Consider the following 23,745-nt stretch of genomic DNA (forward strand, 5'->3'; position numbering starts at 1 on the left):
TTCTAAGGTTAATTCCGTAATTCTTTTTATGTATATATGTCGCTCCGCTGGAGCTAAGTGTTTGTGCTTTTGTTGTTTTAGATATTAATATGTTGCCACGCTGTGGCAATATGTTAAATATGGGTTCTTAATGTGAATTGAAGTGCTTTTAGTTTAGGCGAACCAATTGCATTTATAGTAGTAATCTAGGCGTCTGCTTTTGTTAATGCTAAAACGATGTCTTTATAACGAAATATATCAACCTCTTCTTTTTTAGAGATATCTAACAAATGTATTTGTCTTAATGATTTACCCAATCGTACTAATTCCCAAAATGTGTCTGTATGTTTAGGAATTGGTATATTAGGATCATCTATGACTAAAAAAGCGTTATATTTTTCTCTATTGCTTGGCGATTGTAAAAGAGCATAGCTATAATCTAAAACATCTATGGTTCTAAAACTTGTTTTGTAATCGTCTCTGAGTTCTTCACTATTTATAAAGCAAACATTGCCTTCGGGTTCAGTTTCTAAAATAAATGTAAGACCCAACCTTTTTGATATCTGCTTAGTAAGTTTTTGTATGTGGTTGGTTTGTAGTTCTTCCAAAATAATAAAATGTCTGTTTATTAACTATAACACGTTTATGTCTCTAATTTACTAAATAATATTTAATGCTGTTAGAATGGATATGATATTAGAAATCTAAAAGATTCATATTTAAAAATAGGTTTCGACGTTCAATACAGTCCATTTTTTTAACTTTATAAAAAATTTAAAACATTATTTTATGAAACAACTATTACTTAATTTATTTACTGTTTTTGGCTTTGTTGGACTAGTTTCAGCGCAATATATTACGCCAGATACAGGTATGACCTACAGCTTGGACGACCTTGTTGTAGAAAGTCCGGCTACCATTTCGGTTAGTGGAACGACGTATACGTTAGTAGAAGATTTAACCATTTCTGCAACGGATACTTTTAATATTAGTGAGGATATCACTTTAGAGATTGGAGAGGATATTAGAATTACCATTTTTGGAAATTTTAATGTCGATGCGGATACGGCTATTTTTACAGCAATCGATACTGCTGCTCCGTACGATGGTTTTCGTTTTGAGGAATCTTCTGCGATTAATATTCAGAATGCAACCATACAATATGGAGGTGGTATGCGTGTATTAACAGAAACATTTACGTTAAATAACTGTTTAGTGACTAACAATGTTGCTGGTGTTTCTTCAGGTGGAGCTATTGGTCTTTCTAGAGGTATGCCTCAAATTACTAATAACACTATAATTCTTAATCAAACTACGGCTATTGGTTCTGGTGCTACAAATCTAGTATCTCCTTACATTTTTAATAATTTTATTGAAGGGAACAATCAAGCGAATTCTAATCGACCTCAGATTAATTTAGGGCCACCAATGGCTGGTAATCCGACACAAATTATTCAGAATATTATAAAAGGTGATCGTAGTTTAACTTCGGTAGGTGGAATTTCTGTTTCAGATTTGTTGAGCACTCAAGGGGTTAATGCTGTTATTGAAGGTAATATTGTAAGCGATAACCGTTATGGTATTACAATACAGAGTAATGATGCTATTGCATTTATAACAAACAATGTCATTGAAGACAATAATTCTCAAGGAAACCCAAATTTAGGAGGAAGTGGAATAAATTTATTGGCTTCCGTGGAAGGTAATAACATTATTGCTTTTGGAAATGAGATTCGAAGAAACTTATGGGGAATTACACTTCAAGGCGAAGCTATGATTAACTTGGGTGATAATGTTGATAATATTGGTCAGAATGTATTTTCTGAAAATGGAAATGGTGGTAATGTTTACGCACTTTTTAACAATACTGACAACCCTGTAACTGCAATGCATAATTGTTGGGATGAAGACAATGCACCGATTTCACTTGCAGATGCTGAAGCTGTTATCTCACACCAAAATGATAATGCAACTTTAGGATTGGTGACGTTTGATCCTGTTGATTGTGGGTTTTTAAGTGTTGAAGAATTGGCTTTAAATGACCTAACGATATATCCGAATCCTACTAATGGAGAAGTAAATTTGGATAACAATAAGGTGTTTACGCAAATGAATGTTTTTAGTATTGAAGGTAAATTAATTATGCAAAAATCACTTCAAATAGGCACTAGCACATTACACCTTGATTTAAATTCTGGGATGTATTTATTGGAGTTTAATGGAGATACGTCAAGAGCCGTAAAAAAGCTTGTAGTTAAATAGTTTCTTTAACTACATAATATTGAAAAGCTCCACTGTATAGATTGGAGCTTTTTTTTTCTAATTATTTAAACGTCACACTTCTTAGAGGCTTGCATGCTGTTTTAGAGAACCACTTTCAATAATTCTTCGTACTTGACCCCAAAACGTTATTAAAGAATTTGAGGCGTTATCTGAAAGTTTTGAAAGCAATAATAGATTGTTTACATATTGAACAATGAATTGATCATCTGGTTTATGATAGGCCATATTCCAATCTATAAAAGACCTTCTGTCAACGTCATTTTCATAAAGCTTCATTATGCTGTGATGGCGTTTGTCTTCTTTAATTTTATTATAAACTTCGAGTACATCTTTTTTTTCTCCTTCTAGGATTTGAACAAAGCTTTCGTTATGGTATATGAGACATCCGGTGATATTTCTTTCTCCATTTGTTGAAGTCGCTTCATTAAGAATATTTTCTAGATTTTTAGACGTAAGTCCAGGAATTGATTTAGAATGGTAATTTAATTGATACATAAATTCTAGATATAATAATATATATGTATTGAAAATAGTTATTTCCTTCCAGTTAAGACCAAACTCAACTGCTTCCCAAAAATAGCAGCTATACCAGCGGCTAAACCACCAATAGCTCCTGTGACTAACATTAAAACATACGGATTTCCACCTAAAGGTAAGAGAACTGCAATGCGTTTGGCCAAAGTGAAATCGTTTCCACTACTTAAAAAATAACTCAATACAAACCAGAACAAAAGTATGGCTAAAAACGGGATAAAAAACACCCAAATTCGTTTTAATGGAATAAATAAAGCAGTCGCTACAGCGGCAACCATTACAGACCACCAAGGCAGAAATAATGAGAGAACGTAAGCTAACAGTATTGTGACTATAAAATTGATGATATTTTTACTCATTAGTTCTTAGGTGTTAAGGTTTGTGTGCCAATAATAACGTCGGTTGCAGTATCATTTTGTAAAAAATTAAGCTCGTGGTATTCTCCAGCAGCCCAATCGTCTATAAAATTATCGTAATATTTACTGCCAGGATTTCCCGATTGTCCTCCAGGATAAATACCTAAAGCTGTTGGAGGAGAGGTCATTTCTACAATCATTCGCCAAGATGGTCCATGATCTTCAGAAGTAGCATTAACAATGCTGCGATCTCCACCAATTGGAATATCGAATACCGAAAAGGCAGGTAATCCTTGTAATAAATGTGCAGCGTAAGTCGCTTTATACTTCAACCATGTGTAATCTCCTTTTTCTGCTTTAATTTCCATTAATCGTTCTGCAGCTGATTTAAAGGCTATTAAAAACAGATCTTTAGCTGTTTCTGTTTCGGGTGTGTCTTGAATATCCATAAAGGCATCATCTCCATTATTTTTGAGTAAATAAATGGTTTGGTAGGCAAAAGGTGTATCTAAAAGTGTATCGTCAACATCCATCTCATCCCAGACCAAATTATAAAGTTTGCCGTACCATTGTCTAAAAATACTTGGACCAACTTCATCAATATCGTTATTAAACCTCCAGGTTTTTATTTCATTATAGATAGCTTTTTCATCTGCTGTTAAATCAGATGCATCCATGTGCTCTAACATATAAGGTACTATTTCGGCAGCCTTTAAATTATAGTTGTTATTGTGTAAATCTTTAAAATCTTGAATATTAAACGTATCCTTAGAGCTGAAGTAATCATTTATCACTCGATTTCTGTACGTTTCATAACCATCATTAAACACATAATAGGGGTAATTTTCGTCTACAGGATGTTGATTTGCAGAACTTACAAACCCACGTTCCGGATTTTTGGTAAAAGCATTAAATTCTTGTGGTATAAAACTCTGCCAATCATTTTCAGATTTACTACCATCCATTACAAACTTCCCTTGACCTTCCCATTTATTAGGAAATAAGCCTTGTATCCAAATGGCGATATCACCTTCAGTGGATGCAAAAACAAAATTTTGAGCTGGTGCGACCCAGTGTTTTAAAGCCTTGGTGTAATCATCGTAATTCTTAGCTTTATTCATTTCGGTGAAGGTTTTCTGGCCATTTCCAGGGATATGTCCTGTCCACTGCATTGCATAACCCGATAATTCATTGTCAGATTTAAAATTTTTGTCATAAACCACAGGACCATGATGTGTGTACAGCACGGAATCCTTGTAAGTCTCCTTGCCTTTTATCTTTATCTCTTCAATTCTTACGGAAACGTCTTTCCATTCGTTGTCAAATTTGTATTGGGTTCTGTCTTTATTAAACTCAATTTTAAACCAATCAATAACGTCTCTTGTGGCATTAGTTTCTCCCCAAGAAATATGTTGATTAAATCCTGAAATAACAGCCAAAGCACCAGGAAGTGTAGCGCCAAAAGCATTATGATTAGGTGTGCTCAGCTGCATAACAAACCAAATAGAAGGTAGATTTAATCCTAAATGAGGATCGTTTGCTAAGATCGGATGACCTGAATACGATTTTTCACCAGAAACAGCCCAATTATTACTTCCATTATCTGGGTTGGGTTGGGTAATGGTTTCAGAAACAGCCTCTAAAATGGTATCATTTAGTGTCGTAGGACGAGGTGTTTGTGGAACATCAATATAACTCCAATCTGTTTCTTTTGGAATTATTGGATCTGTAATATCGAAGAAATCAGGAAATAATAAATCGAATCGGTCTTTTCCAAATAAACGCAATGCATTGGTGTTCTCCATGTCTTCATCACCTCCTGCTAGCATTTTGGTCATGTACATTAATAATAACGCCGTCTTTTTGGTCGTCCAAGTTTCGGGTTTGTAATCTAGTAGTTTGTATTCTACAGGTAAATCTTTAGGGTCTAATTGATTGATGTAACTATTAACACCATCGGCATAAGCCTGAACAAAGGCTGTTGTTTTCTCGTCTTCTGCCATTTTTTTTAAGGTTTGCTCAGCACCATAACCCATGCCTCGTCTACGCTCTTGACGGTCGTAATTTAATGCGGCTTCTCCAATGATTTCAGATAAGCGACCTGCAGCTGCAAAGGTTTGAAATTCCATTTGCCACAATCTATGTTTTGCAGTAATATAACCTTGTGCTCTGTATAAATCGATTTCATTTTGGGCAAATACATGTGGAATTAATTCCGCATCATAATGAACGGTGACTTTATCTTTTAAATCGGGAATTGAAACCTCTCCTGTGATGGATTCGTCGGTTTCATTTTGCCAAACTCCAGTGTAAGGGTTTAAGAATTTACCGATTGGTGGAATGGAGCCGAGCTTAGTGTTTAATGCGTAAAAAATGCCTATCGTTAGTACGAAGGATATAATTAGTTTAAGGTATTTCATGAAGTTCAGTTATAGAGAATTTAAAAGTAGGAAAATTATTGGAAATGTGAATGACTTATTTGTGCTAAATATCGGTAATGCTGAATGTGAATTGGTTTCGCAAAAATTACACGAAGAGTTATATAGAACTTGAAGTGACGAGACTCGAATTCCACTAATTAACACGAAAGCTGGACGGTTCAATGGCTTTGCGTCTTAGCGTCTTTGCGCGGAAGTTTTTAATTGTTAAACTAATATATATACAGAAAGAAATTACACAGAGTCTCACGGAGTTTTCACGAAGATTCACAGAGACAGTATAGAAAAAGAGACTCGAATACTACTAATTAACACGAAAACTGAACGTTTTAATTAGCGACTTCACATGAAAATTTCTATTTGTTTTTGAATCGTATACTTATGTGTGGAAAGTTTTTACAAAGAGTACCAAAGAGGTTTCACAGAGATGCACAGAGAGTGTATAGGAAAGAAATATGAATATTTCTAATTTACAAGAAAGCTGAATAGTTTAGCGACTTCGCTACTTTGCGCGGAATTTTTTTATTGTTTTTCAATCCTGTACTTATGAGTGGAAAGATATTACGCCGAGTTCCACAGAGTTTTCACGAAGATTCGCAGAGGTTACACAGAGATACACAGAGAAAAAAAAGTGTGATTTTAAGAACTATGTTTAAAAAGAAAAAAATATTTTACTAACAGCTAACAGCTAACAGCTAACAGCTAACAGCTAACAGCTAACAGCTACCGAAGCACTAATTTCTTTACAATGTCTTTTCTAAGCGATTCATTAAGCATTTTTATGATTTTTTCGGTGCCATAACTCAACTCTTCACGCAGGACACTAGAGCTTAATTGAACGTAAAGTGTATCGTGTTTAAGCTCGATTGCTGTAGTGTAATTATTGACTCCGTTTCCCATAAGATTTGCCCAAGCTTCACGAACATCTACTTTGTCTAAACCAGATTGTAAATTGTTGGTTTGTACAAACTCTTTAAGAATGTCTTGTATTGGTTGGTTATCGTTATTTCGTTTTGCCATCTTTCGTTGTCTTTAACGGTTTTTATCGATTTGTTATTACTGTAAAAGCAGGAATCTACTTGTTTGTTTATGTCAATTGGATTCGTGTCTTTCGCAGGAATAACATTAATTTAATTAAAATTATTCTAAATCTAATTTAATAGGTGTATATCTTTTATAAAGGTACACATTTTCATCTTCATTCATTATACGAAGTTGGTCAGAGTTGGCTTCTAAAACAGTTTCTTTCCAGTTAGCATAAGGTGTTGTATAGTAAATATTTAATGTGTTGTCTTCAATTTTTAACTGAATGGTTTCTGCATCATCAGACGTGAAATAGGTATCATTTATTCCTGGTTTTAGTTTTTTTCTAAAACCGGTTAAACTGTCACTAACACTTATGTAGTCTATGGTTTCGTTGAATTGATATTCTTTTTTACTACCATTTGCCATCGTTACTTCTTCTATTTCCCAATAGCCTTCTAAATGCGGAATAAAGGTTTCTGGGTTGTCAGCACAACTACATATAAGGAGGCAAAGCAGCCAGACGTAATTTTTCATAATTTAAACATTTTATAGGATTGATGTGTTTGTTTTATTACATCTTCGGTACGTTCTGCATGTGTATCGCTGATGAAAATTTGTCCAAAATGTTCATCGTCTACCAAGTTGATGATTTGAGTAACTCTGTTTTTGTCTAACTTATCAAAAATATCATCTAACAATAGAATAGGAGAGACTCCACTTTGTTGTTTTATAAAATCGAATTGCGCCAATTTTAAAGCTATTAAAAATGATTTTTGTTGTCCTTGACTTCCAAACTTTTTAATAGGAAAACCATCTATCGAAAACACTAAATCATCTTTATGAGTTCCAACACTTGTATATTGTAAGGCTTTATCTTTATTGATGTTTTTATTTAGAAGATCGTTTAATTCAGCATCAAACAAATCACTTTTGTAGGTTAAATCAATAGCTTCTTTACTCTGACTTATAGCCTCGTATCGCGATTTAAAAATGGGAATAAAGGTTTGTAAAAAAGCATCTCGTTTTTTAAATATTTCGGTACCGAACGTATGCATTTGTTCGTTATAGATAGCGAGTGTATCAGCATTGAAGGTGTTATTTAATGCAAAATATTTTAATAAAGCATTCCGTTGAGCTAAGACCTTATTATAACTAATAAGTTCTGTTAAATACCCTTTATCACTTTGCGAAATTACACTGTCTATAAATTTACGACGCGTATCGCTACCTTCTATAATTAAGTCGCGATCTGCAGGCGAAATAATAACCAAAGGAATAAACCCTATATGCTCACTAAATTTATCGTAAGCTTTACTATTGCGTTTAATTACTTTTTTCTGACCACGTTTTAAGGATACGATGATTTTTTCGGCACGTTCATTTTTTGTAAAATTACCATCCACTACAAAAAACTCGGCATTGTGATTGATGTTTTGAACTGCAATAGGGTTAAAGTAACTTTTTCCGAAAGCCAAATGGTAAATAGCATCTAAAGCGTTTGTTTTTCCGATACCATTGGCACCAACAAAACAGTTGATTTTGGCGTCGAAATCGAAAACTTGACTTTCAAAATTTTTGTAATTAACTAAAGATAGTGTGTTTAGATTCATGAAAAGATAACGTTATGCCTAATTTTACTGATGTAACAACGCATTTTGAGCCTATAATTAATAATTCAAAAATAACAAATAAATAGGCTTTTAAATCCCAATAAAAATTTTATTTTTGCGGACGCACAAAATGACAAGTTATGGCAACGTATAAGAAAAGAGGCTACAAACCAAAGACAGTAAAAGAGAAGGAAGAGGTTTTTGAAGAAGAATCAACAACAGCAGAAGTGTTTAACACTTTAGATGAAGGTGCTTCCAAAACAGAAGAGTGGGCTGTTAAGAACCAAAAGTATATTTTAGGTATTGTTGGAGCTGTAGCTTTAGTAGTATTAGCATTTTTAGGTTATAATAACTTAGTAGCAGAACCGCAACAAAAGGAAGCTATGAACGAAATGTACACGGCTAAAAAGTATTTTGACGATGCGGTTAGTGGTATATCTTCAGATTCGCTTTACAGAATGTCCTTAGATGGAGGTGAGGGTAAATACGGAATGCTAGATATTATTAATAAGTATGGAGGAAGTCCTGCTGCCAATTTAGCAAATTATTATGCAGGTATGGCTTATTTGAATTTAAAAGATTATCAGAATGCTGTTGAGCATTTAGGGAATTTTTCTAGTGATGATAAAATGTTGAATCCTATTGCAAAAGGCGGTATTGGTGATGCGTTTGTGCAACTAGGTCAAAAATCTGATGCCTTAGATTATTATGAACAAGCATTTAAAGCTAACGTTAATACTTTTACTACACCATTATACTTAATGAAAGCAGCACGAATTGCTATCGATTTAGGTGAGAATGAAAAAGCTTTAGGGTATTTAAAGCGTATTAAATCTGAATTTTCTGCATCAACAGAAGCAAAAACAGCAGATGTGTTAATAGGAAAAGTAGAAGCAAGCTTATAGTGTATGGCTACTGCAAATCATAATTTATCGGCTTACGATAAAGCAACAATCCCAAACGCGAAAGACTTTCGGTTTGGGATTGTTGTTTCAGAATGGAATGACAAAATTACCGAAGGTTTATGGCAAGGTGCTTTTGATGCCCTTATAGACTGTGGTGCGATTAAGCAAAATATTGTTCGTTGGAATGTGCCTGGTGCTTTTGAATTAACCTATGGTGCAGCCCGAATGAGTAAAAGTATTTATGCTGACTCCGGAATGTTAGATGCTATTATTGTGATTGGTTGCGTTATTCAAGGGGAAACAAAACATTTCGATTTTGTTTGCGAAGGGGTAACTCAAGGAATTAAAGATCTTAATGTAAAAGGCGATATTCCTGTTATTTTCTGTGTGCTTACAGATAATACAGAGCAACAATCTATTGATCGTTCTGGTGGAATTCACGGTAACAAAGGCACTGAAGCAGGCATTGCTGCAATTAAAATGGCGGCTTTGCGTAAGGAAACTGTTTGAGTCTTCAGTACACAGTCTTTAGTTCACAGTTTTCAGTCGTTTAATTAATTACGGGTAAATTAATTTTAGTAAAACGATTTTAGAATTCGTAAAATTTAATTTTGCCTACTGCCTACTGCCTACTGCCTACTGCCTACTGCCTACTGCCTACTAACTCTGGCATCCTTTTTGTTAATAATTTTAAGGAATCCTTAAGGGGTATTTACTTGTATTTTCAGTACTTTTGAGATTAATCAAGTTTAATTTAAGAGTCACTTGTTTCAGCAAAGAAAAAATAAACGTTTCTCATATAAACCTCGCTTTCAGGATTCCGATGACAAAGCGTCTAAAGAAGACTTTGAGACCAAATGGAATAAAGTAAAAGGTGGTGGCAAAAAACGCGGAAGTGTTTTAACAACGCTACCAGCGCTAATTATTATGTTGGTTTTACTTTTTGTTTTAATCTATATTCTTAATGGATATATAAAATAAGATTATTATGGGATTAATGAAAATGAAAAAGAATCGGAAGTATAATTATAAGCCACGTTTTTATAAAGGTGAAGGGAGTCCTTTTGAGCTTAAACACAAATTTGATGAACAACGAACAACGGTAAATCCTACTAAAGGTATTAAAGGTAAATTAAATGCCGCCTTGCATGACTATAAGCACAATCAAGATGAAAATGTAAATAAGCGTGTGCTTATTATTGTAGCTATTTTAGTGTTGTTATTTTTATTTATTATTGGTTTCGACCTATCTATTTTCCTTCCAAAAAGCTAATGTCAGATATTATTCAACTTTTACCAGACCATGTTGCGAATCAAATTGCAGCAGGTGAGGTCGTTCAGCGGCCGGCTTCAGTAGTTAAAGAGCTATTGGAAAATGCCATAGATGCCAATGCCACAGAAATTAAACTCATTATTAAAGATGCTGGTAAAACTTTAGTTCAAGTTATTGATAATGGTAAGGGCATGAGTACTACAGATGCTCGGTTGAGCTTTGAGCGTCATGCGACGTCAAAAATTAAAGCTGCTGAAGATTTATTTCAATTAAACACCAAAGGGTTTAGAGGTGAAGCTTTAGCGAGTATTGCAGCTATTGCGCATGTAGAATTGAAATCGAAACAAGACAAAGACGATTTAGGAACCGCCATTGTTATTGAAGGTAGTGACGTAAAATCGCAAGAAGTCTCTGTGACTCCTACCGGAACATCGGTTGCTGTAAAGCATTTGTTTTTTAATATTCCGGCAAGACGTAATTTTTTAAAATCCGATACCGTAGAGTTACGCCATATTACAGACGAATTCCATCGTGTTGCTTTAGCGCATCCAAATATTGCTTTTGCTTTTTATCATAACGGAAGTGATTTATTTAATGTGCCACAAGAAAATTATAGACAACGTGTTGTTCATATTTTTGGTAGTAAAACGAATGAAAAATTAGTGCCAGTTGAAGAGGAAACAGAAGTGTTAAAAATTTCTGGATTTGTAGGAAAACCTAATTTTTCTAAGAAAACAAAATCGGAACAATTCTTTTTTGTCAACCAACGCTTCGTTAAGAGTCCTTATTTGAATCATGCTATAAAATCGGCATTTGAAGGCTTATTAAAAGAGGGCTATCATCCAAGTTATTTCTTGAATCTTACGGTCGATCCTAAATCGATAGACATTAATATTCATCCTACAAAAACTGAAATTAAATTTGATGATGAACACACGCTTTATGCCATTCTACGTTCAGCAGTTAAACATAGTTTAGGACAATTTAATATTGCACCAGTTTTAGATTTTGAGCATCAGAGTAGTTTAAATACTCCTTATGATTATAAAGATAAAAAGGCGTCAACTCCTGCTATAGAAGTAGATCGTAGTTTTAATCCGTTTGCAGATGAAACTAGGGTAAAACAGAAAGCAACAAGTCAAAATACAAGGTTTAAATCTGCACCAACAACGTCATGGGATGGTTTGTATGCTGGTTTAGAATCTAATGGAAATGACTTACAGTCAGATTTTAGTCAAGTGACTTTTGAAAGTGAAGCAAAGGATGCATCAATTTTTAATGATTCAGCCATTGAAACCACTAAAACAACTTTTCAATTACAGCAAAAATATATTGTTAGTACCTTAAAATCTGGGATGTTAGTGGTCGATCAGAACAGAGCTCATCAGCGTGTTTTGTATGAGAACTTTTTGAAGCATATTACCATAAAGGAAGCCACAAGTCAGCAATTATTATTTCCTTTACAATTGCATTTTACGCCGAATGAAACAAAGATAATAGACGATCTAAAAGCAGATTTAGAACATACTGGTTTTGTGTTTTCAGAATTGACCGAAAAAGAAATAACCATAACAGGAGTTCCTGTTGGAGTCCCAGAAAGTGAGGTCTCTATTATTTTAGAACAACTAATTAGTGATGTTGAAAATGATGTGCCAGACACAAACTTTAGTGCTGCAGATTTATTAGCAAAATCTATGGCAAAGAGTTTGGCAATTAAAAATGGACAATCATTAAATAGTACCGAACAAGAACATATGGTAAACAGTTTGTTTGCTTGTAAGGAACCCAATGTGTCACCAACAAATAAACCAACGTTTATTACGATGGCAGTTGATGATATTGAAAAAAAATTCATGTAGTATATGAGATTTAATATAACAGATGGAGTAAAACATTTATTGATTATAAATGTTATAATGTTCATAGGAACCGTAGCCATAGGTGACGATTTGTTTAAAAACTTGTTTTCAATGTTTTTTCCAACAAACGATTTGTTTCAACCATGGCAAGTTGTGACGCACATGTTTATGCACGGAGGTCCTACACACCTTCTCTTTAATATGTTTGCACTTTGGATGTTTGGGACACCAGTTGAGCAACGCTTAGGAACCAAAAAATTCTTGTTTATATACTTCTCAGCTGGTTTTGGAGCCTTGTTATTTCAATTAGGTTATTATTATGTCGATTATTTTACGGCAATGCAAAGCATAGCTGATTTGAATATGGGAAGTGAACTTTTACATAGAATAATGAATATTGATGCGTCATCAGGAGATTATATTCAAGGAGAAATTCTTCATCAGAAAATGATACCACTATTAAATGAGGCTAATTTTACGACTAATATTTCGGGTGATAATTTTAAAGCGTTATTTGATTTGAATGTTCTAAACAGAAGCGCTATGGTTGGAGCATCTGGTTGTATTATGGGAATTTTAGCCGCTTTTGGGATGATGAACCCAAATGCAGAATTAATGTTAATATTTTTACCAATACCAATTAAGGCGAAGTATTTTATTCCAGGAATAATTCTATTAGATATTATCTCTGCAATTACAGGAACATCGTTCTTTAGTCCAAGTAATACCGCATATATGGCTCACGTTGGAGGTGCTGTCATTGGATTTTTAATTATGTGGTATTGGCGAAAAAATGACATGAATAAATACCGTTGGAATTAATTATGAGCACTGTTCAAGATTTAAAATATAAGTTCAATAACCTCGATACTTTTGGTAAAATCATTGCTATTAATATCGTGGTGTTTATTATTGGTCTCATTTTTAAATCGTTATTACGATTTAACTTGTTTAGTTATTTTGAAATGCCATCAGGTTTCATGGATTTTATTCTGCAACCATGGTCTTTAATTACGTATGGTTTTTTACATAATGGATTATTCCATTTGGCGTTTAACATGTTATTCCTTTATTATTTGTCTCGTGTTACCACAAACTTGTTTCGCCAAAAAATGGTGCTAAATATTTATTTTTTAGGCATTATTTGTGGAGGTTTAGCGTATTTGGCATTTGCAAATCTTATGCCTTCTAGCTTATTTGGTGCCCATGGAGTTTTAGTAGGAGCTTCAGCAGGTGTGAGTGCATTGTTATTGTTTGTAGCGACCTATATGCCAAATACTGAAATTAGATTATTTAACGCTTTCAATGTAAAGTGGAAACATGTTGCCATGGTTATTGTTGGGTTGGATTTATTTAGACTTTTGCTTGGGCTTAATCAAGGTGGTTATATAGCACATTTTGGAGGCTATTTGTTAGGTTATATTTATGCGACTAAACTTCTTAAGGGTACAGATATTGGAACAGGCTTTGAACGCACTATGGATAGCTTTATGGGTTGGTTTAAACCCAAATCTAATTTAAAGACGGTCCATAAAAATAAAACAAAAAGTACAACGACTCAAAAGACTAAAAATGCATCTGAAGCGTTAAATAAACAGAAAAAGATAGATGCTATTCTCGATAAAATAAGTAAAAGTGGTTATGAGAGTTTAACAGCCGATGAGAAAGCTTTTTTGTTTAAAGTAGGAAAAGATTAGTAGAGGTGAAAGGTTTAAAGTTAGGTAGTAAAATTATATTTGTCATCAATTCGTTGGCAGCATTTTTATTGCTTATCTCTTATGTTTTACCTTATGTTCCACCAAAGAGTTTTGCATCATTATCGGTTTTAAGCTTAGGTGTGCCATTACTTATTTTACTCAACGCTATATTCTTTGTTTATTGGTTACTTCGTGTAAAAAAACAAATGCTATTATCCTTAGTGGTATTATTATTAGGATGGAGTTATATTAATTCTATGTATAAGTTTTCGTCTTCTTCTGATGTTAAAGACGATGCTAATTTTTCGGTTATGTCATTTAACGTCAGACTATTTAATAGGTTTGACTGGTTACCGAGAAAAACTATAAAAGAAGATATTTTAAAATTTATAAAATCCGAAGAACCAGATATTTTATGTCTTCAAGAGTATAGATCAGGTGATCCTATAAGCCTTGATGGTTATTACGATTTTAATGCAAGGTATACTGAAGGCATAAAGTCTGGACAAACTATATTTTCTAAATTTCCCATTATTAATTCCGGTTCGTTAGAGTTTCCCAATACATATAATAATGCCATTTTTGTTGACATTGTTAAGCAAACAGATACGCTTAGAGTTTATACCTTTCACTTACAGTCTTCTGGTATTGAAACTGATGTAGAGAAACTAAAGAAAGAAACTTCTGGTCATTTATTTAAACAGGTAAGATCAACATTTAGGGCACAACAAGACCAAGTGGAGTTGTTTTTGGATCACAAATCGAAATCTAACTATAAAACTATTATAACTGGGGATTTTAATAATACGCCTTATTCTTATATATACAGAATGATAAAAGGAGATGAATTCAACGATACGTTCGAAGCTGCTGGAAATGGTTTTGGTAGAACTTACGACTTTAAATTTTTCCCGTTACGAATTGATTTTATTTTAGCAGATGAGTCGTTTACAGTGAATGGTTTTAAAACCTTTGATGTGAAACTTTCGGATCATTACCCAATAAAAACTACCCTTAGTTTACCATAGTTACATGAGCCAACAATCTACGGAGTCTGCAATAATATGAATGATTAATCCTAAACCAATTAATCGCGTCTTTTTAGGAATAAGTAATGCTACATAAACCGCAATAGCATAATAGGTGTGTAGTGGGTGGAAATTGATACTACAGCGGTTTGGATCAAAAATTGGACTTGCTAGTAAGTGGTCTAAATCAATCAACATACCTAACATCATAATGCCATACGCTTTTAACCAATACGTTTTATAAAATGTTATGGCAACAAATAATGGTAAACCGAAATGTATGCCGTAATGGATTGTGGATTGAAACATTTTGATTTATATTTTATTTACGCAAGTCACTTCAAGAATTTTTAACACCTTGAAGTGTTTGTCTTTTTAGGTATAACTCCGCATTGGGCCCATCGTTAAACACAAGATCTAAAACACTAAGATTAGAAATAAAACCATGTTTCTCTGTAAAAACTTGGGTGTAAGGCTCAAATGAATTGACCTTAGTATTTCGCTTTACTAAATGTCTAAAATCACTTTTATCTTTTGGTGTCTTTTCAAAACCTATTGTTTTTTTAGGTGTAATATTTAGCTGAAGACTACTTAAAAGTACATCGAGACATCTTAAATTAAAATCTAAAATATAGTCAAATCGTTTTTCAAACAAAGGCATTAAATCATCGATATAGTATTCAAAAAAAGGTGACATACTATAAGCCGATTGTAAAGACTTTAAATATAGTAGTTGCCATGGTTCTTCATTGGCTATTTTTACATCTTTATAAAGTTGCCTATTTTTTTGAGTATAACTCACAGGAACGGTTAAGGCTAATTTGCCGTTTGCGCCATAGATTTCTGTTCTGTTTCTATACGATTGCTTTTGATAATTGTCGCTGACTTCAATATGAATATGGTCTGCATTTACAATCGCCCAAAAGTGTGCAATGTTTGGAAAAGCAGTTGGATATATGAGAATATTCAAAATTTAATTCTTAGCCTTTTTCTTTTTTCTCCATTTATTAAATAAGGTAATTCCTATGATTAGGACAATAAATGGAATAAAATAAGACGTTCGCTTACCAGAACCACTAACCGTTGTGAAAATTCTGTCCCAACGGAACTTCCAGTTTTTAATCCCATCATTAATCCCATCAATACTCATCCAAATAAATACAGGCTTACCAATGACATGATTATAGGGAACAAATCCCCAAGCTCTAGCATCAATTGAGTTATGACGGTTATCACCCATCATCCAATAATAATTTTGCTTAAAGGTGTATGACGTAGCAGGTTGGTCATCAATAAATATTTGATCTCCTCTGGTAACAACCTTATGACCTTCATATTCTGAAATAGCACGTTTGTATATGGAAATATTATCCATATCTAAATCTACTGATGCACCAGCTTTAGGAATCCATATTGGACCAAAAAAGTTAGTGTTCCAGTTGTGTTTTAAATCGTGAGGAAATGTATTATCATCCCTTATACCTTCATCATCAGCATTAAATGTTATGGATTTAATATTAGGATGAACAACAGCTTGTTTTGCCGCTTCTGGTGTTGCCTGTATAACAAAATTTTCGGTTTGTGGGTTGTAGCCAATACCATCCGTTATATCGTATTTTTTTAGAATAGGTTTCACTTTTTGAGTAAGCTCATACATGGAGTTAGCATTCACATTGTTAAAAACAACATCGTAAGAAAACTGCACTCTTGCTCGTTCTGGTAGTTGATTTTGTTTTCCGTTTATATAAACCACACCATTTTTAATTTCAAGAGTGTCGCCAGGAATACCAACACAACGCTTAACTAAATTGGTTTTTTTATCAATTGGCTTGTAGTAATTACGGTCTGGTGTAAAGTTATTCATATCCACCAGAGTATCTGCCGGCTGTCCGAATACCACTATATCATTGCGTTCTATGTTTTCAAAACCAGGTAACCTAAAATAGGGTAGTTGTAGTTTGTTCATCCATGAGCTATTGCGTTTCTCATAGTTGTCGTTAAATAGATACGATTTTTTACCAATGATAGGAATGGTGTCATGTACCATTGGAGCTCCAACAGTTGTCATAGGTGTACGCGCTCCGTAATGAAATTTACTCACAATTAGAAAGTCACCAACTAATAACGATTTTTCTAAAGAAGACGAAGGAATTACAAAAGGTTGAAAGAAATAGGTGTGCACAATTGTTGCTGCAACTACAGCAAATAAAATAGATGCAATCCATTCTCCTGACGAAGTTTTAGGTTTTAATTCTCTGTTTTCAATATAGTTAACATCAGCAACATAGTTAAGGTAAAAAAGGTAAAAGCCTAAGGTTACAATACATAGAAGTGCGTCAACTTTACTATCTTTTCCATATGCACGAGCAGTTTCTACCCAAACGGCAGGAATCATAATAAGATTAACTATTGGTAAAAACATTAAAATGATCCACCACCAAGGACGCGTAATAATTTTCATTAATACGACAGCATTGTAAATTGGCACAAATGCTTCCCAAGCTTTTTTACCTGCTTTAATGTATAATTTCCATGTCGCTAAGCCATGAATAACTTGTATAATGAGTATAAAAATAAACCACTGTGTCCAGGTCATAATCTTATATTTTGTAAGGGTAAGTTGAAAATTATTTTAAATCGTTACAATACATTGGCAAATTAACCAATGTTTAACACATCCTTCATACTAAAGATACCTTTTTTATCTTTAATCCATTCTGCTGCAATTACGGCTCCCATGGCAAAACCTTGTCTGCTATGTGCAGTATGTTTAATGCTTATTGAATCTATTTTAGAATTATAAGTAACTTCATGCGTGCCAGGAACACCTTCAATTCGTTTAGCATCAATTTGAATTTCATTGGGTTTTGCATCGTTTAAAGTCCACGTTTTATAATTGGTACTTTTAATGATTTGTTCTGCTAATGTAATTGCCGTGCCACTTGGTGCATCTAGTTTTTGGGTATGATGGATTTCTTCCATTTCTGTAGTGTATTCAGAAAAACCAGACATTAATTCACTCAATTTTTTATTGAGTTCAAAAAAGAGGTTGACACCTAAGCTAAAATTTGAAGCATATAGAAAAGTACCGTCTTTTGCCTTACAATAATCAATGATGTCGTTGTAGTGCTCTAACCATCCTGTGGTTCCAGAAATAACAGGAACTCCGGCATCTAGTGCTTTTTTTATGTTAGTTGTGGCTACTGATGGAATACTAAAATCAATAGCAACATCTGCATCTGAAAAATCGTAATTTGAGGTTTCATCAGTAACTTTTAAGACAATGCTATGACTGCGATCTACTGCGATAGCTTCAATACTTTTACCCATTCTGCCATAACCTAGTAAAGCTATTTTCATGTGTTTATTTTTATTGTTTTTCTATGGTCACATGCTGTTCGTTATTTATCATTTCGTTGCGTGATAAATTTTTGAACGCGCTCGTTTCATATTAAAATTTAAAATTAAGTGTTAGGCCTAAGTCTGACGTATTTTCTAGTTGGTTATATTGGTAATGTGGACTTAGACTTAGATTTTCATCAACATTAAATTGAAGCAAATGCGCATCAATATTAGCATCGATAATATTTAGTGCGTATAAACCAAATGTAATTAAAAGCGACATTTCTTTGTTTCGTCTAAACTGTTCTTGCGCTCTAACAAGGCCGTCGTCCGAAATCACATTAAAAAATTCATCGTCCTTAAAACCAGCTAAACGACTTTTGTAAGCATCTCTATAGCGATTAAATTGATTATCGTTTCTTACATAAAAGTAAATACCAGCACCAATAGCTCCCCAAACAATGGGAATCTTCCAATATTTTTTGTTGTAAGCTTGGCCTAAACCTGGAAGTACTGCAGAATAAAATGCGGCTTTAGCAGGCCTTAATGGATCTATTTCTGTCTTAATTAAAGTTTCATTCGCGATAATCGGACTTTCTTCAATGTCAATACTAGTGCTGTCTTTTTTGGTTTGAGAAAACGAAAAAAGAAGCGAAAACAAGCATGCTAAAAGACAGTAAAACCCCTTATTTATCACGTTGAACTAATTTTTTAATGCGGTTAAAATCTTCTTCAGAATGAAAAGGAATTGTGATCTTTCCACTACCATTTTTTGCGACTTTAACATCTATTTTATGGCCAAAGTATGCCGAAAAGTCCTTTACACCTTTTTTTATGTGTTTAGGAATTTCAAACTTAGGGTCTTCGGTTTTAGTGGGTGCCTCAGAGTTTAAGTTTTTTACGAGTTGTTCTGTAGCTCTAACGGATAATTTATTAGTAATAATTTTTTCGTAAATTTCGAGTTGGTCAACTTGGTCTTCAACATTTACAATTGCTCGTCCGTGCCCCATACTTATAAAACCATCTCTAATACCCGTTTGAATAATAGGATCTAATTTTAATAATCGTAAATAATTGGCAATAGTAGAACGTTTTTTACCCACACGTTCACTCATTTGCTCTTGGGTTAATTGGATCTCGTCAATTAAGCGTTGGTAAGATAAAGCGATTTCAATAGCATCTAAATCTTGACGTTGAATGTTTTCTACCAAAGCCATTTCTAAAGACTCTTGGTCATTCGCAATTCTAATATAGGCAGGTATGGTTTCTAAGCCAATTAATTTTGAAGCTCTAAAACGACGTTCACCAGAAACTAATTGATAGTTGTTAAAGGCTAATTTTCTAACAGTTATAGGTTGGATAACCCCAAGCTCTCGGATGGAAGAGGCAAGCTCTTTTAATGTTTCTTCATTAAAATTAGTTCTTGGTTGAAATGGGTTAACTTCAATACTTTCAATATCGAGTTCCACAATATTACCCACTACTTTATCTGCATTTATGTCTTCTGCAGAATTAATATCGTTTTCAGGATCTTTCAATAAAGCTGAAAGTCCACGCCCTAATGCTTGTTTTTTAGTTGCTTTCGCCATTATAATTCATTTTTCTTAATCAGCTCTTTAGCTAAGCTCAAATAATTTACTGCACCTTTACTGCTTACATCATAATTAATGATGCTTTCACCATAACTTGGTGCTTCTCCTAAACGCACGTTTCTTTGAATAATAGTATCAAACACCATATCACTAAAGTGTTTTTGTACTTCTTCTACAACTTGATTAGATAATCGTAAGCGCGAATCGAACATCGTTAGCAGTAAGCCTTCTATGTCTAACGCTTCATTATGTATTTTTTGTACACTTTTAATAGTATTTAACAGTTTTCCTAAACCTTCTAATGCAAAATACTCGCATTGAATTGGGATAATTACAGAATCGGAAGCCGTTAAAGCATTTAAAGTTAATAAGCCTAAAGAAGGAGCACAGTCTATTAAAATATAATCATAGGTGTTTTTTAAATCTATAATTGCATTTTTTAACATGTACTCGCGTTGGTCCTTATCTACCAATTCAATTTCTATAGCGACAAGATCAATATGTGCTGGTAATACATCTACGTTAGGTGCATTAGAAGGTACGATGGCTTCTGTTGCATCTGCAGTATGTTCTAAAACTTGATAGGAGCCAATTTCAACAGCTTCTACATCAATGCCTAAGCCAGAACTGGCATTGGCTTGTGGATCTGCATCTATAAGTAATACTTTCTTCTCGAGAGCACCCAGTGAAGCGGCTAAATTTACAGAGGTTGTTGTTTTACCAACTCCGCCTTTTTGATTTGCTATTGCAATGATTTTACCCATTTAATAATTTGGTTAAATATAAGGGCTTAAAATTACGATTATTTACGACTTTAGGAAATTGAAGTTGTTAACAGTTCTATAAAAAAAAACAGCCGTCACTAGAAATTGTGAAGGCTGCTTAGTAGTTTACTAAGGAAATCTTATTTTTCTGGATTGTGAATACCTGTGATGTGGCCTTGTGTTAAATATTTTTTGGCCGCATTATGTAAATCGGACATAGTTAAACTGTTTACTGCGTCCTCAAATTTTAAGATATTGTGAGCATCTTTTTTAAGGTAGTCGGCATTTTTTAGTTGCCTTAACCAAAATCTATTTGTTTTTAAATCTTCTTTGTAGTCTAAAATTTGTGCTTTTTTAACTTTGTCTAAATCCGTTTCAGTTGGGCCATCTTTTATTAACATATCAACCTCTTTCATTGTTGCAGCAATTAGTTTGTCTACATTTTCTGGTCCACATGGAAAGCTAATATTAAATCTAAACCAGTCATAAGGCATATTACTTATGCTGGCATTGGCACCAGCTCCATAAACTCCTCCTTCTTCTTCACGAAGTTTTTCTGTTAATTTAATGGATAAAACTTCTGCTAAACTCTGTAAGGCATGTGCTTCTTTTTCATTGTAATCTGTTGGTCCATGATATGTAATTCTCACCGAGCTTTTTGGATCTTCACCTTTTTCTACAATTTTTTGATGAGAACCAGTTAACGGTCTAAAATCGGTTACGTTATAAGATTCATTGCTTCCTGTTGATGGTAGGCTAGCTAAGTAAGTTTCACATAAATCAACAAGTTTTTCTTCGTCTATATTTCCAACGAAATAAAAATTGAAGTCTCCAGCATCAGCAAAACGTTCCTTGTATTTTTCGTATGCTAAATTGTAATCAGCATTGTCCATGTCTTCTGCCGTTGGAAATCCTGAATATCTTGGGTTTTTTCCATATATAAATTCGGACAATTGATCTTGGAAGTAAAATTGTGGACTAGATAATAAGTTGCCTAAAAATGCTTTTTGTTTATCAGCGAAACTTTTAAAGGCTTTCTCATCTTTATTTAACGCTGTAAAATGTAAGTGGGTTAATTGAAAAAGCGTTTCCAAGTCTTTAGGTGTTGTATTTCCTGAAACACCTTCACTATACGTGCCAATGGACAGTCTCACATTTGCTATTTTACCAGACATCATTTTACTTAGTTCAACTTTATTAAAACCATTAACTCCAGCTTCTGTTAAGCCTCCGTTAGCATTAGATGTTGCTTTGTATTCTTCATCTGTATATAATGACGTACCTCCATAGCTAAAAGCATCAAATAAAATTTCATCATTTTTAAAGTCGGTCTTTTTATAGGTTACCGTTGCTCCGTTGCTTAAAACTAAGGTTGTGGTACCAAGTGTATCGTCAGTTTTGTATGCTGTTATACTGCCTTTTGTTGGCATTGTAGTTATTAAAGATGAGGCAACAGCTTTGTCCTCGTAAGGTTTTAACTCCATGCTATTAACAGATTTTAGAAGCTTTAATACTTCACTTTCTTTCACTTGTTCTAAACCTTCTTTTTCTGGACCTGTAAGAATAACGACTCGGTTATCTTCTTTAAGATAAGATTTAATTAAAGCATTAACTTCATCCAAAGTAATGGTAGGTAGTTGTGAGTTTGTAAAATCGAATCGCCAATCCATACTAGGAATAGGGTTTTGTTCTAAGAAATTAGTAATGTAACGCCCTACAATTCTACTCGATTCCATTTTGTCTCTATCTTTATACGCACGCTCTGTATTTGCAATAATGTCTTTCTTTGCACGATTAAATTCGCCTTCAAAGAAACCGTGTTGACGCACGCGTTCGTTTTCAACTAACAGTGTTTTTAGAGCATCTAATTGTCCGGTCGGACTGGTCATAGCAGAGGATTGAAAGGCGTTTTTTGTACGTGCATACGTACCTCCATAATAGGTAAATCCAAATACAAAAGGTGGATTGTCTCCATTTCTAATTTCATCCAATCGGTTGTTAATCATTTGAGAAAATAAACGCTCAACCATTGATTTTCTGTAATCACTGTAAGTAACATCTGGTTTAGAGTTCTCCTTGTCTTTAAACATTATTTGGACATTAGAGAATGGTGCTTCTTTGTCAGATTCGATAGCTATAAAAGTTTCTTCGTGATTAGGTAGATCGAATGAAGGTCTAGGTCTAGGGTTTTCTGGATTTTTAATATGACCAAAATGGGATTTTATTTTTTCTTCTAATGTTGTAATATCAATGTCTCCAACGGCAATTACAGCCATTAAATCTGGTCTATACCAATCGTGGTAATAACGTTTTAGACTTTCGTATTCAAACGTTTCTAAATTTTCTTTAGTACCAATAGGAAGGCGTTCTGCGTACATTGAGCCGTGCATCATTTTTGGTAGGTACTCTTGCATCATACGCTCGTCTGCACCTTTACCTAATCGGTATTCTTCTAAAACGACTCCACGTTCGTTGTCAATTTCTTCATCAGTAAGTAGAGCATTGTGCGCCCAATCTTCAATAATTTGGAAGCCTTTTTCAAGTTTTTCTGGATCATCACTAGGAATAGGAAGGATGTAGACCGTTTCATCAAAACTAGTGTACGCATTTAAATGTGCTCCAAACTTTACTCCAATACTCTGAAGGTAATCAACCAATTCGTTTTTTTTGAAATTTTTAGTGCCATTAAAACACATGTGCTCCATAAAGTGTGCAAGTCCTAATTGATCCTCATCTTCTAGGATAGAACCAGCGTTAACGACCAGCCTTAATTCTACTTTGTTTTCTGGTTTGGGATTGTTTTGGATGTAATAGGTGAGACCATTTTCCAAGACTCCGGTTTTTACATTTGGATCAGTAGGAATAGGATCTGAGGGATTATACTTTGCTGCGGATTCTAATTTGGTTGAAGCCACCTGTGCATTTAAAGGGAATACGATGGTTAGGCACAACAAGACTATTGCACCAAGGAATACATTTTTCATTGATTGATGAGTTTAATGGATTAATAAATTATAAGAATATTCTTCTAATTTAAATATAAAATGATGATACTGAAA

At 33.8% G+C, this 23,745-nt stretch carries 24 protein-coding genes; 9 read left to right on the top strand and 15 right to left on the bottom strand.

Annotated elements, in window-relative coordinates:
- Window positions 1–185: 185 nt before the first annotated feature.
- On the bottom strand, window positions 186–587 hold the full coding sequence (locus tag ITJ86_RS12415; protein ID WP_230080296.1) for a type ISP restriction/modification enzyme: 402 nt from the start codon (window positions 585–587) through the stop codon (window positions 186–188).
- A gap of 181 nt (window positions 588–768) precedes the next feature.
- On the opposite strand from ITJ86_RS12415, the gene ITJ86_RS12420 reads away from it, so the two are divergent.
- The gene (locus ITJ86_RS12420; protein ID WP_195871969.1) at window positions 769–2,241 is read left to right on the top strand and encodes a T9SS type A sorting domain-containing protein; all 1,473 of its coding nucleotides are present in this window, start codon (window positions 769–771) and stop codon (window positions 2,239–2,241) included.
- A gap of 81 nt (window positions 2,242–2,322) precedes the next feature.
- Here ITJ86_RS12420 and ITJ86_RS12425 read toward each other — a convergent pair whose 3' ends face one another.
- The 6 genes from ITJ86_RS12425 to recF all read right to left on the bottom strand — a co-directional run bounded on the left by ITJ86_RS12425 (window position 2,323) and on the right by recF (window position 8,226).
- Entirely contained in the window at window positions 2,323–2,757 is a 435-nt protein-coding gene (locus ITJ86_RS12425; RefSeq protein WP_195871970.1) for a BLUF domain-containing protein, read from the bottom strand.
- Between the two features lie 38 nt (window positions 2,758–2,795).
- Window positions 2,796–3,155 (bottom strand): hypothetical protein, encoded by a 360-nt coding sequence (locus ITJ86_RS12430; protein WP_195871971.1) that lies wholly within the window; start codon window positions 3,153–3,155, stop codon window positions 2,796–2,798.
- Entirely contained in the window at window positions 3,155–5,572 is a 2,418-nt protein-coding gene (locus ITJ86_RS12435) for a penicillin acylase family protein (protein ID WP_195871972.1), read from the bottom strand. Before ITJ86_RS12435 ends, ITJ86_RS12430 begins: the two co-directional genes overlap by 1 nt.
- 741 nt (window positions 5,573–6,313) lie before the next feature.
- On the bottom strand, window positions 6,314–6,610 hold the full coding sequence (locus tag ITJ86_RS12440; RefSeq protein WP_195871973.1) for a DUF721 domain-containing protein: 297 nt from the start codon (window positions 6,608–6,610) through the stop codon (window positions 6,314–6,316).
- 120 nt (window positions 6,611–6,730) lie between these two features.
- A complete protein-coding gene (locus ITJ86_RS12445; RefSeq protein ID WP_195871974.1) occupies window positions 6,731–7,150 on the bottom strand; it encodes a lipocalin-like domain-containing protein in 420 nt (139 codons plus the stop codon).
- Complete coding sequence (gene recF, locus ITJ86_RS12450) at window positions 7,147–8,226, bottom strand: DNA replication/repair protein RecF (protein ID WP_195871975.1); 1,080 nt, start codon at window positions 8,224–8,226, stop codon at window positions 7,147–7,149. Before recF ends, ITJ86_RS12445 begins: the two co-directional genes overlap by 4 nt.
- Before the next feature lie 140 nt (window positions 8,227–8,366).
- Here recF and ITJ86_RS12455 point away from each other — a divergent pair, with 140 nt between their 5' ends.
- The 8 genes from ITJ86_RS12455 to ITJ86_RS12490 all read left to right on the top strand — a co-directional run bounded on the left by ITJ86_RS12455 (window position 8,367) and on the right by ITJ86_RS12490 (window position 14,988).
- Window positions 8,367–9,131 (top strand): tetratricopeptide repeat protein, encoded by a 765-nt coding sequence (locus ITJ86_RS12455; RefSeq protein WP_195871976.1) that lies wholly within the window; start codon window positions 8,367–8,369, stop codon window positions 9,129–9,131.
- Between the two features lie 3 nt (window positions 9,132–9,134).
- Entirely contained in the window at window positions 9,135–9,641 is a 507-nt protein-coding gene (ribH, locus tag ITJ86_RS12460; protein ID WP_195871977.1) for a 6,7-dimethyl-8-ribityllumazine synthase, read from the top strand.
- 255 nt (window positions 9,642–9,896) lie between these two features.
- Window positions 9,897–10,112 (top strand): hypothetical protein, encoded by a 216-nt coding sequence (locus ITJ86_RS12465; protein ID WP_195871978.1) that lies wholly within the window; start codon window positions 9,897–9,899, stop codon window positions 10,110–10,112.
- A gap of 7 nt (window positions 10,113–10,119) precedes the next feature.
- Entirely contained in the window at window positions 10,120–10,404 is a 285-nt protein-coding gene (locus ITJ86_RS12470; RefSeq protein WP_195871979.1) for a riboflavin synthase subunit beta, read from the top strand.
- Window positions 10,404–12,263: a DNA mismatch repair endonuclease MutL gene (gene mutL / locus ITJ86_RS12475; RefSeq protein ID WP_195871980.1), complete on the top strand. Its 1,860-nt coding sequence runs from the start codon at window positions 10,404–10,406 to the stop codon at window positions 12,261–12,263. Before ITJ86_RS12470 ends, mutL begins: the two co-directional genes overlap by 1 nt.
- A 3-nt stretch (window positions 12,264–12,266) precedes the next feature.
- Complete coding sequence (locus ITJ86_RS12480) at window positions 12,267–13,085, top strand: rhomboid family intramembrane serine protease (RefSeq protein WP_195871981.1); 819 nt, start codon at window positions 12,267–12,269, stop codon at window positions 13,083–13,085.
- A 2-nt stretch (window positions 13,086–13,087) separates the two neighbouring features.
- A complete protein-coding gene (locus ITJ86_RS12485) occupies window positions 13,088–13,960 on the top strand; it encodes a rhomboid family intramembrane serine protease (RefSeq protein ID WP_195871982.1) in 873 nt (290 codons plus the stop codon).
- Window positions 13,961–13,965: 5 nt separating this feature from the next.
- Complete coding sequence (locus ITJ86_RS12490; RefSeq protein ID WP_195871983.1) at window positions 13,966–14,988, top strand: endonuclease/exonuclease/phosphatase family protein; 1,023 nt, start codon at window positions 13,966–13,968, stop codon at window positions 14,986–14,988.
- Here ITJ86_RS12490 and ITJ86_RS12495 read toward each other — a convergent pair whose 3' ends face one another.
- The 8 genes from ITJ86_RS12495 to ITJ86_RS12530 form a co-directional block, all read right to left on the bottom strand.
- Window positions 14,989–15,297, bottom strand: coding sequence for a DUF6122 family protein (locus tag ITJ86_RS12495; RefSeq protein ID WP_195871984.1), 309 nt, complete (start codon window positions 15,295–15,297; stop codon window positions 14,989–14,991).
- Window positions 15,298–15,328: 31 nt separating this feature from the next.
- A complete protein-coding gene (locus ITJ86_RS12500; RefSeq protein ID WP_195871985.1) occupies window positions 15,329–15,958 on the bottom strand; it encodes a WbqC family protein in 630 nt (209 codons plus the stop codon).
- 3 nt (window positions 15,959–15,961) lie between these two features.
- Window positions 15,962–17,584, bottom strand: a complete 1,623-nt coding sequence (gene lepB / locus ITJ86_RS12505) for a signal peptidase I (protein WP_195871986.1) — start codon at window positions 17,582–17,584, stop codon at window positions 15,962–15,964.
- 62 nt (window positions 17,585–17,646) lie between these two features.
- Complete coding sequence (gene dapB, locus ITJ86_RS12510) at window positions 17,647–18,348, bottom strand: 4-hydroxy-tetrahydrodipicolinate reductase (protein ID WP_195871987.1); 702 nt, start codon at window positions 18,346–18,348, stop codon at window positions 17,647–17,649.
- A 91-nt stretch (window positions 18,349–18,439) separates the two neighbouring features.
- Complete coding sequence (locus ITJ86_RS12515) at window positions 18,440–19,027, bottom strand: DUF5683 domain-containing protein (protein ID WP_195871988.1); 588 nt, start codon at window positions 19,025–19,027, stop codon at window positions 18,440–18,442.
- The gene (locus ITJ86_RS12520) at window positions 19,017–19,919 is read right to left on the bottom strand and encodes a ParB/RepB/Spo0J family partition protein (protein ID WP_195871989.1); all 903 of its coding nucleotides are present in this window, start codon (window positions 19,917–19,919) and stop codon (window positions 19,017–19,019) included. Before ITJ86_RS12520 ends, ITJ86_RS12515 begins: the two co-directional genes overlap by 11 nt.
- Window positions 19,919–20,686 carry a ParA family protein gene (locus tag ITJ86_RS12525; protein WP_195871990.1) on the bottom strand — a complete coding sequence of 256 codons (768 nt, stop codon included), beginning with the start codon at window positions 20,684–20,686 and terminating at the stop codon, window positions 19,919–19,921. Before ITJ86_RS12525 ends, ITJ86_RS12520 begins: the two co-directional genes overlap by 1 nt.
- Window positions 20,687–20,826: 140 nt before the next feature.
- Complete coding sequence (locus ITJ86_RS12530) at window positions 20,827–23,670, bottom strand: M16 family metallopeptidase (protein WP_195871991.1); 2,844 nt, start codon at window positions 23,668–23,670, stop codon at window positions 20,827–20,829.
- Window positions 23,671–23,745: the final 75 nt, after the last annotated feature.

The sequence above is a fragment of the Winogradskyella marina genome (genome assembly GCF_015645385.1).
Classification (GTDB): domain Bacteria; phylum Bacteroidota; class Bacteroidia; order Flavobacteriales; family Flavobacteriaceae; genus Winogradskyella; species Winogradskyella marina.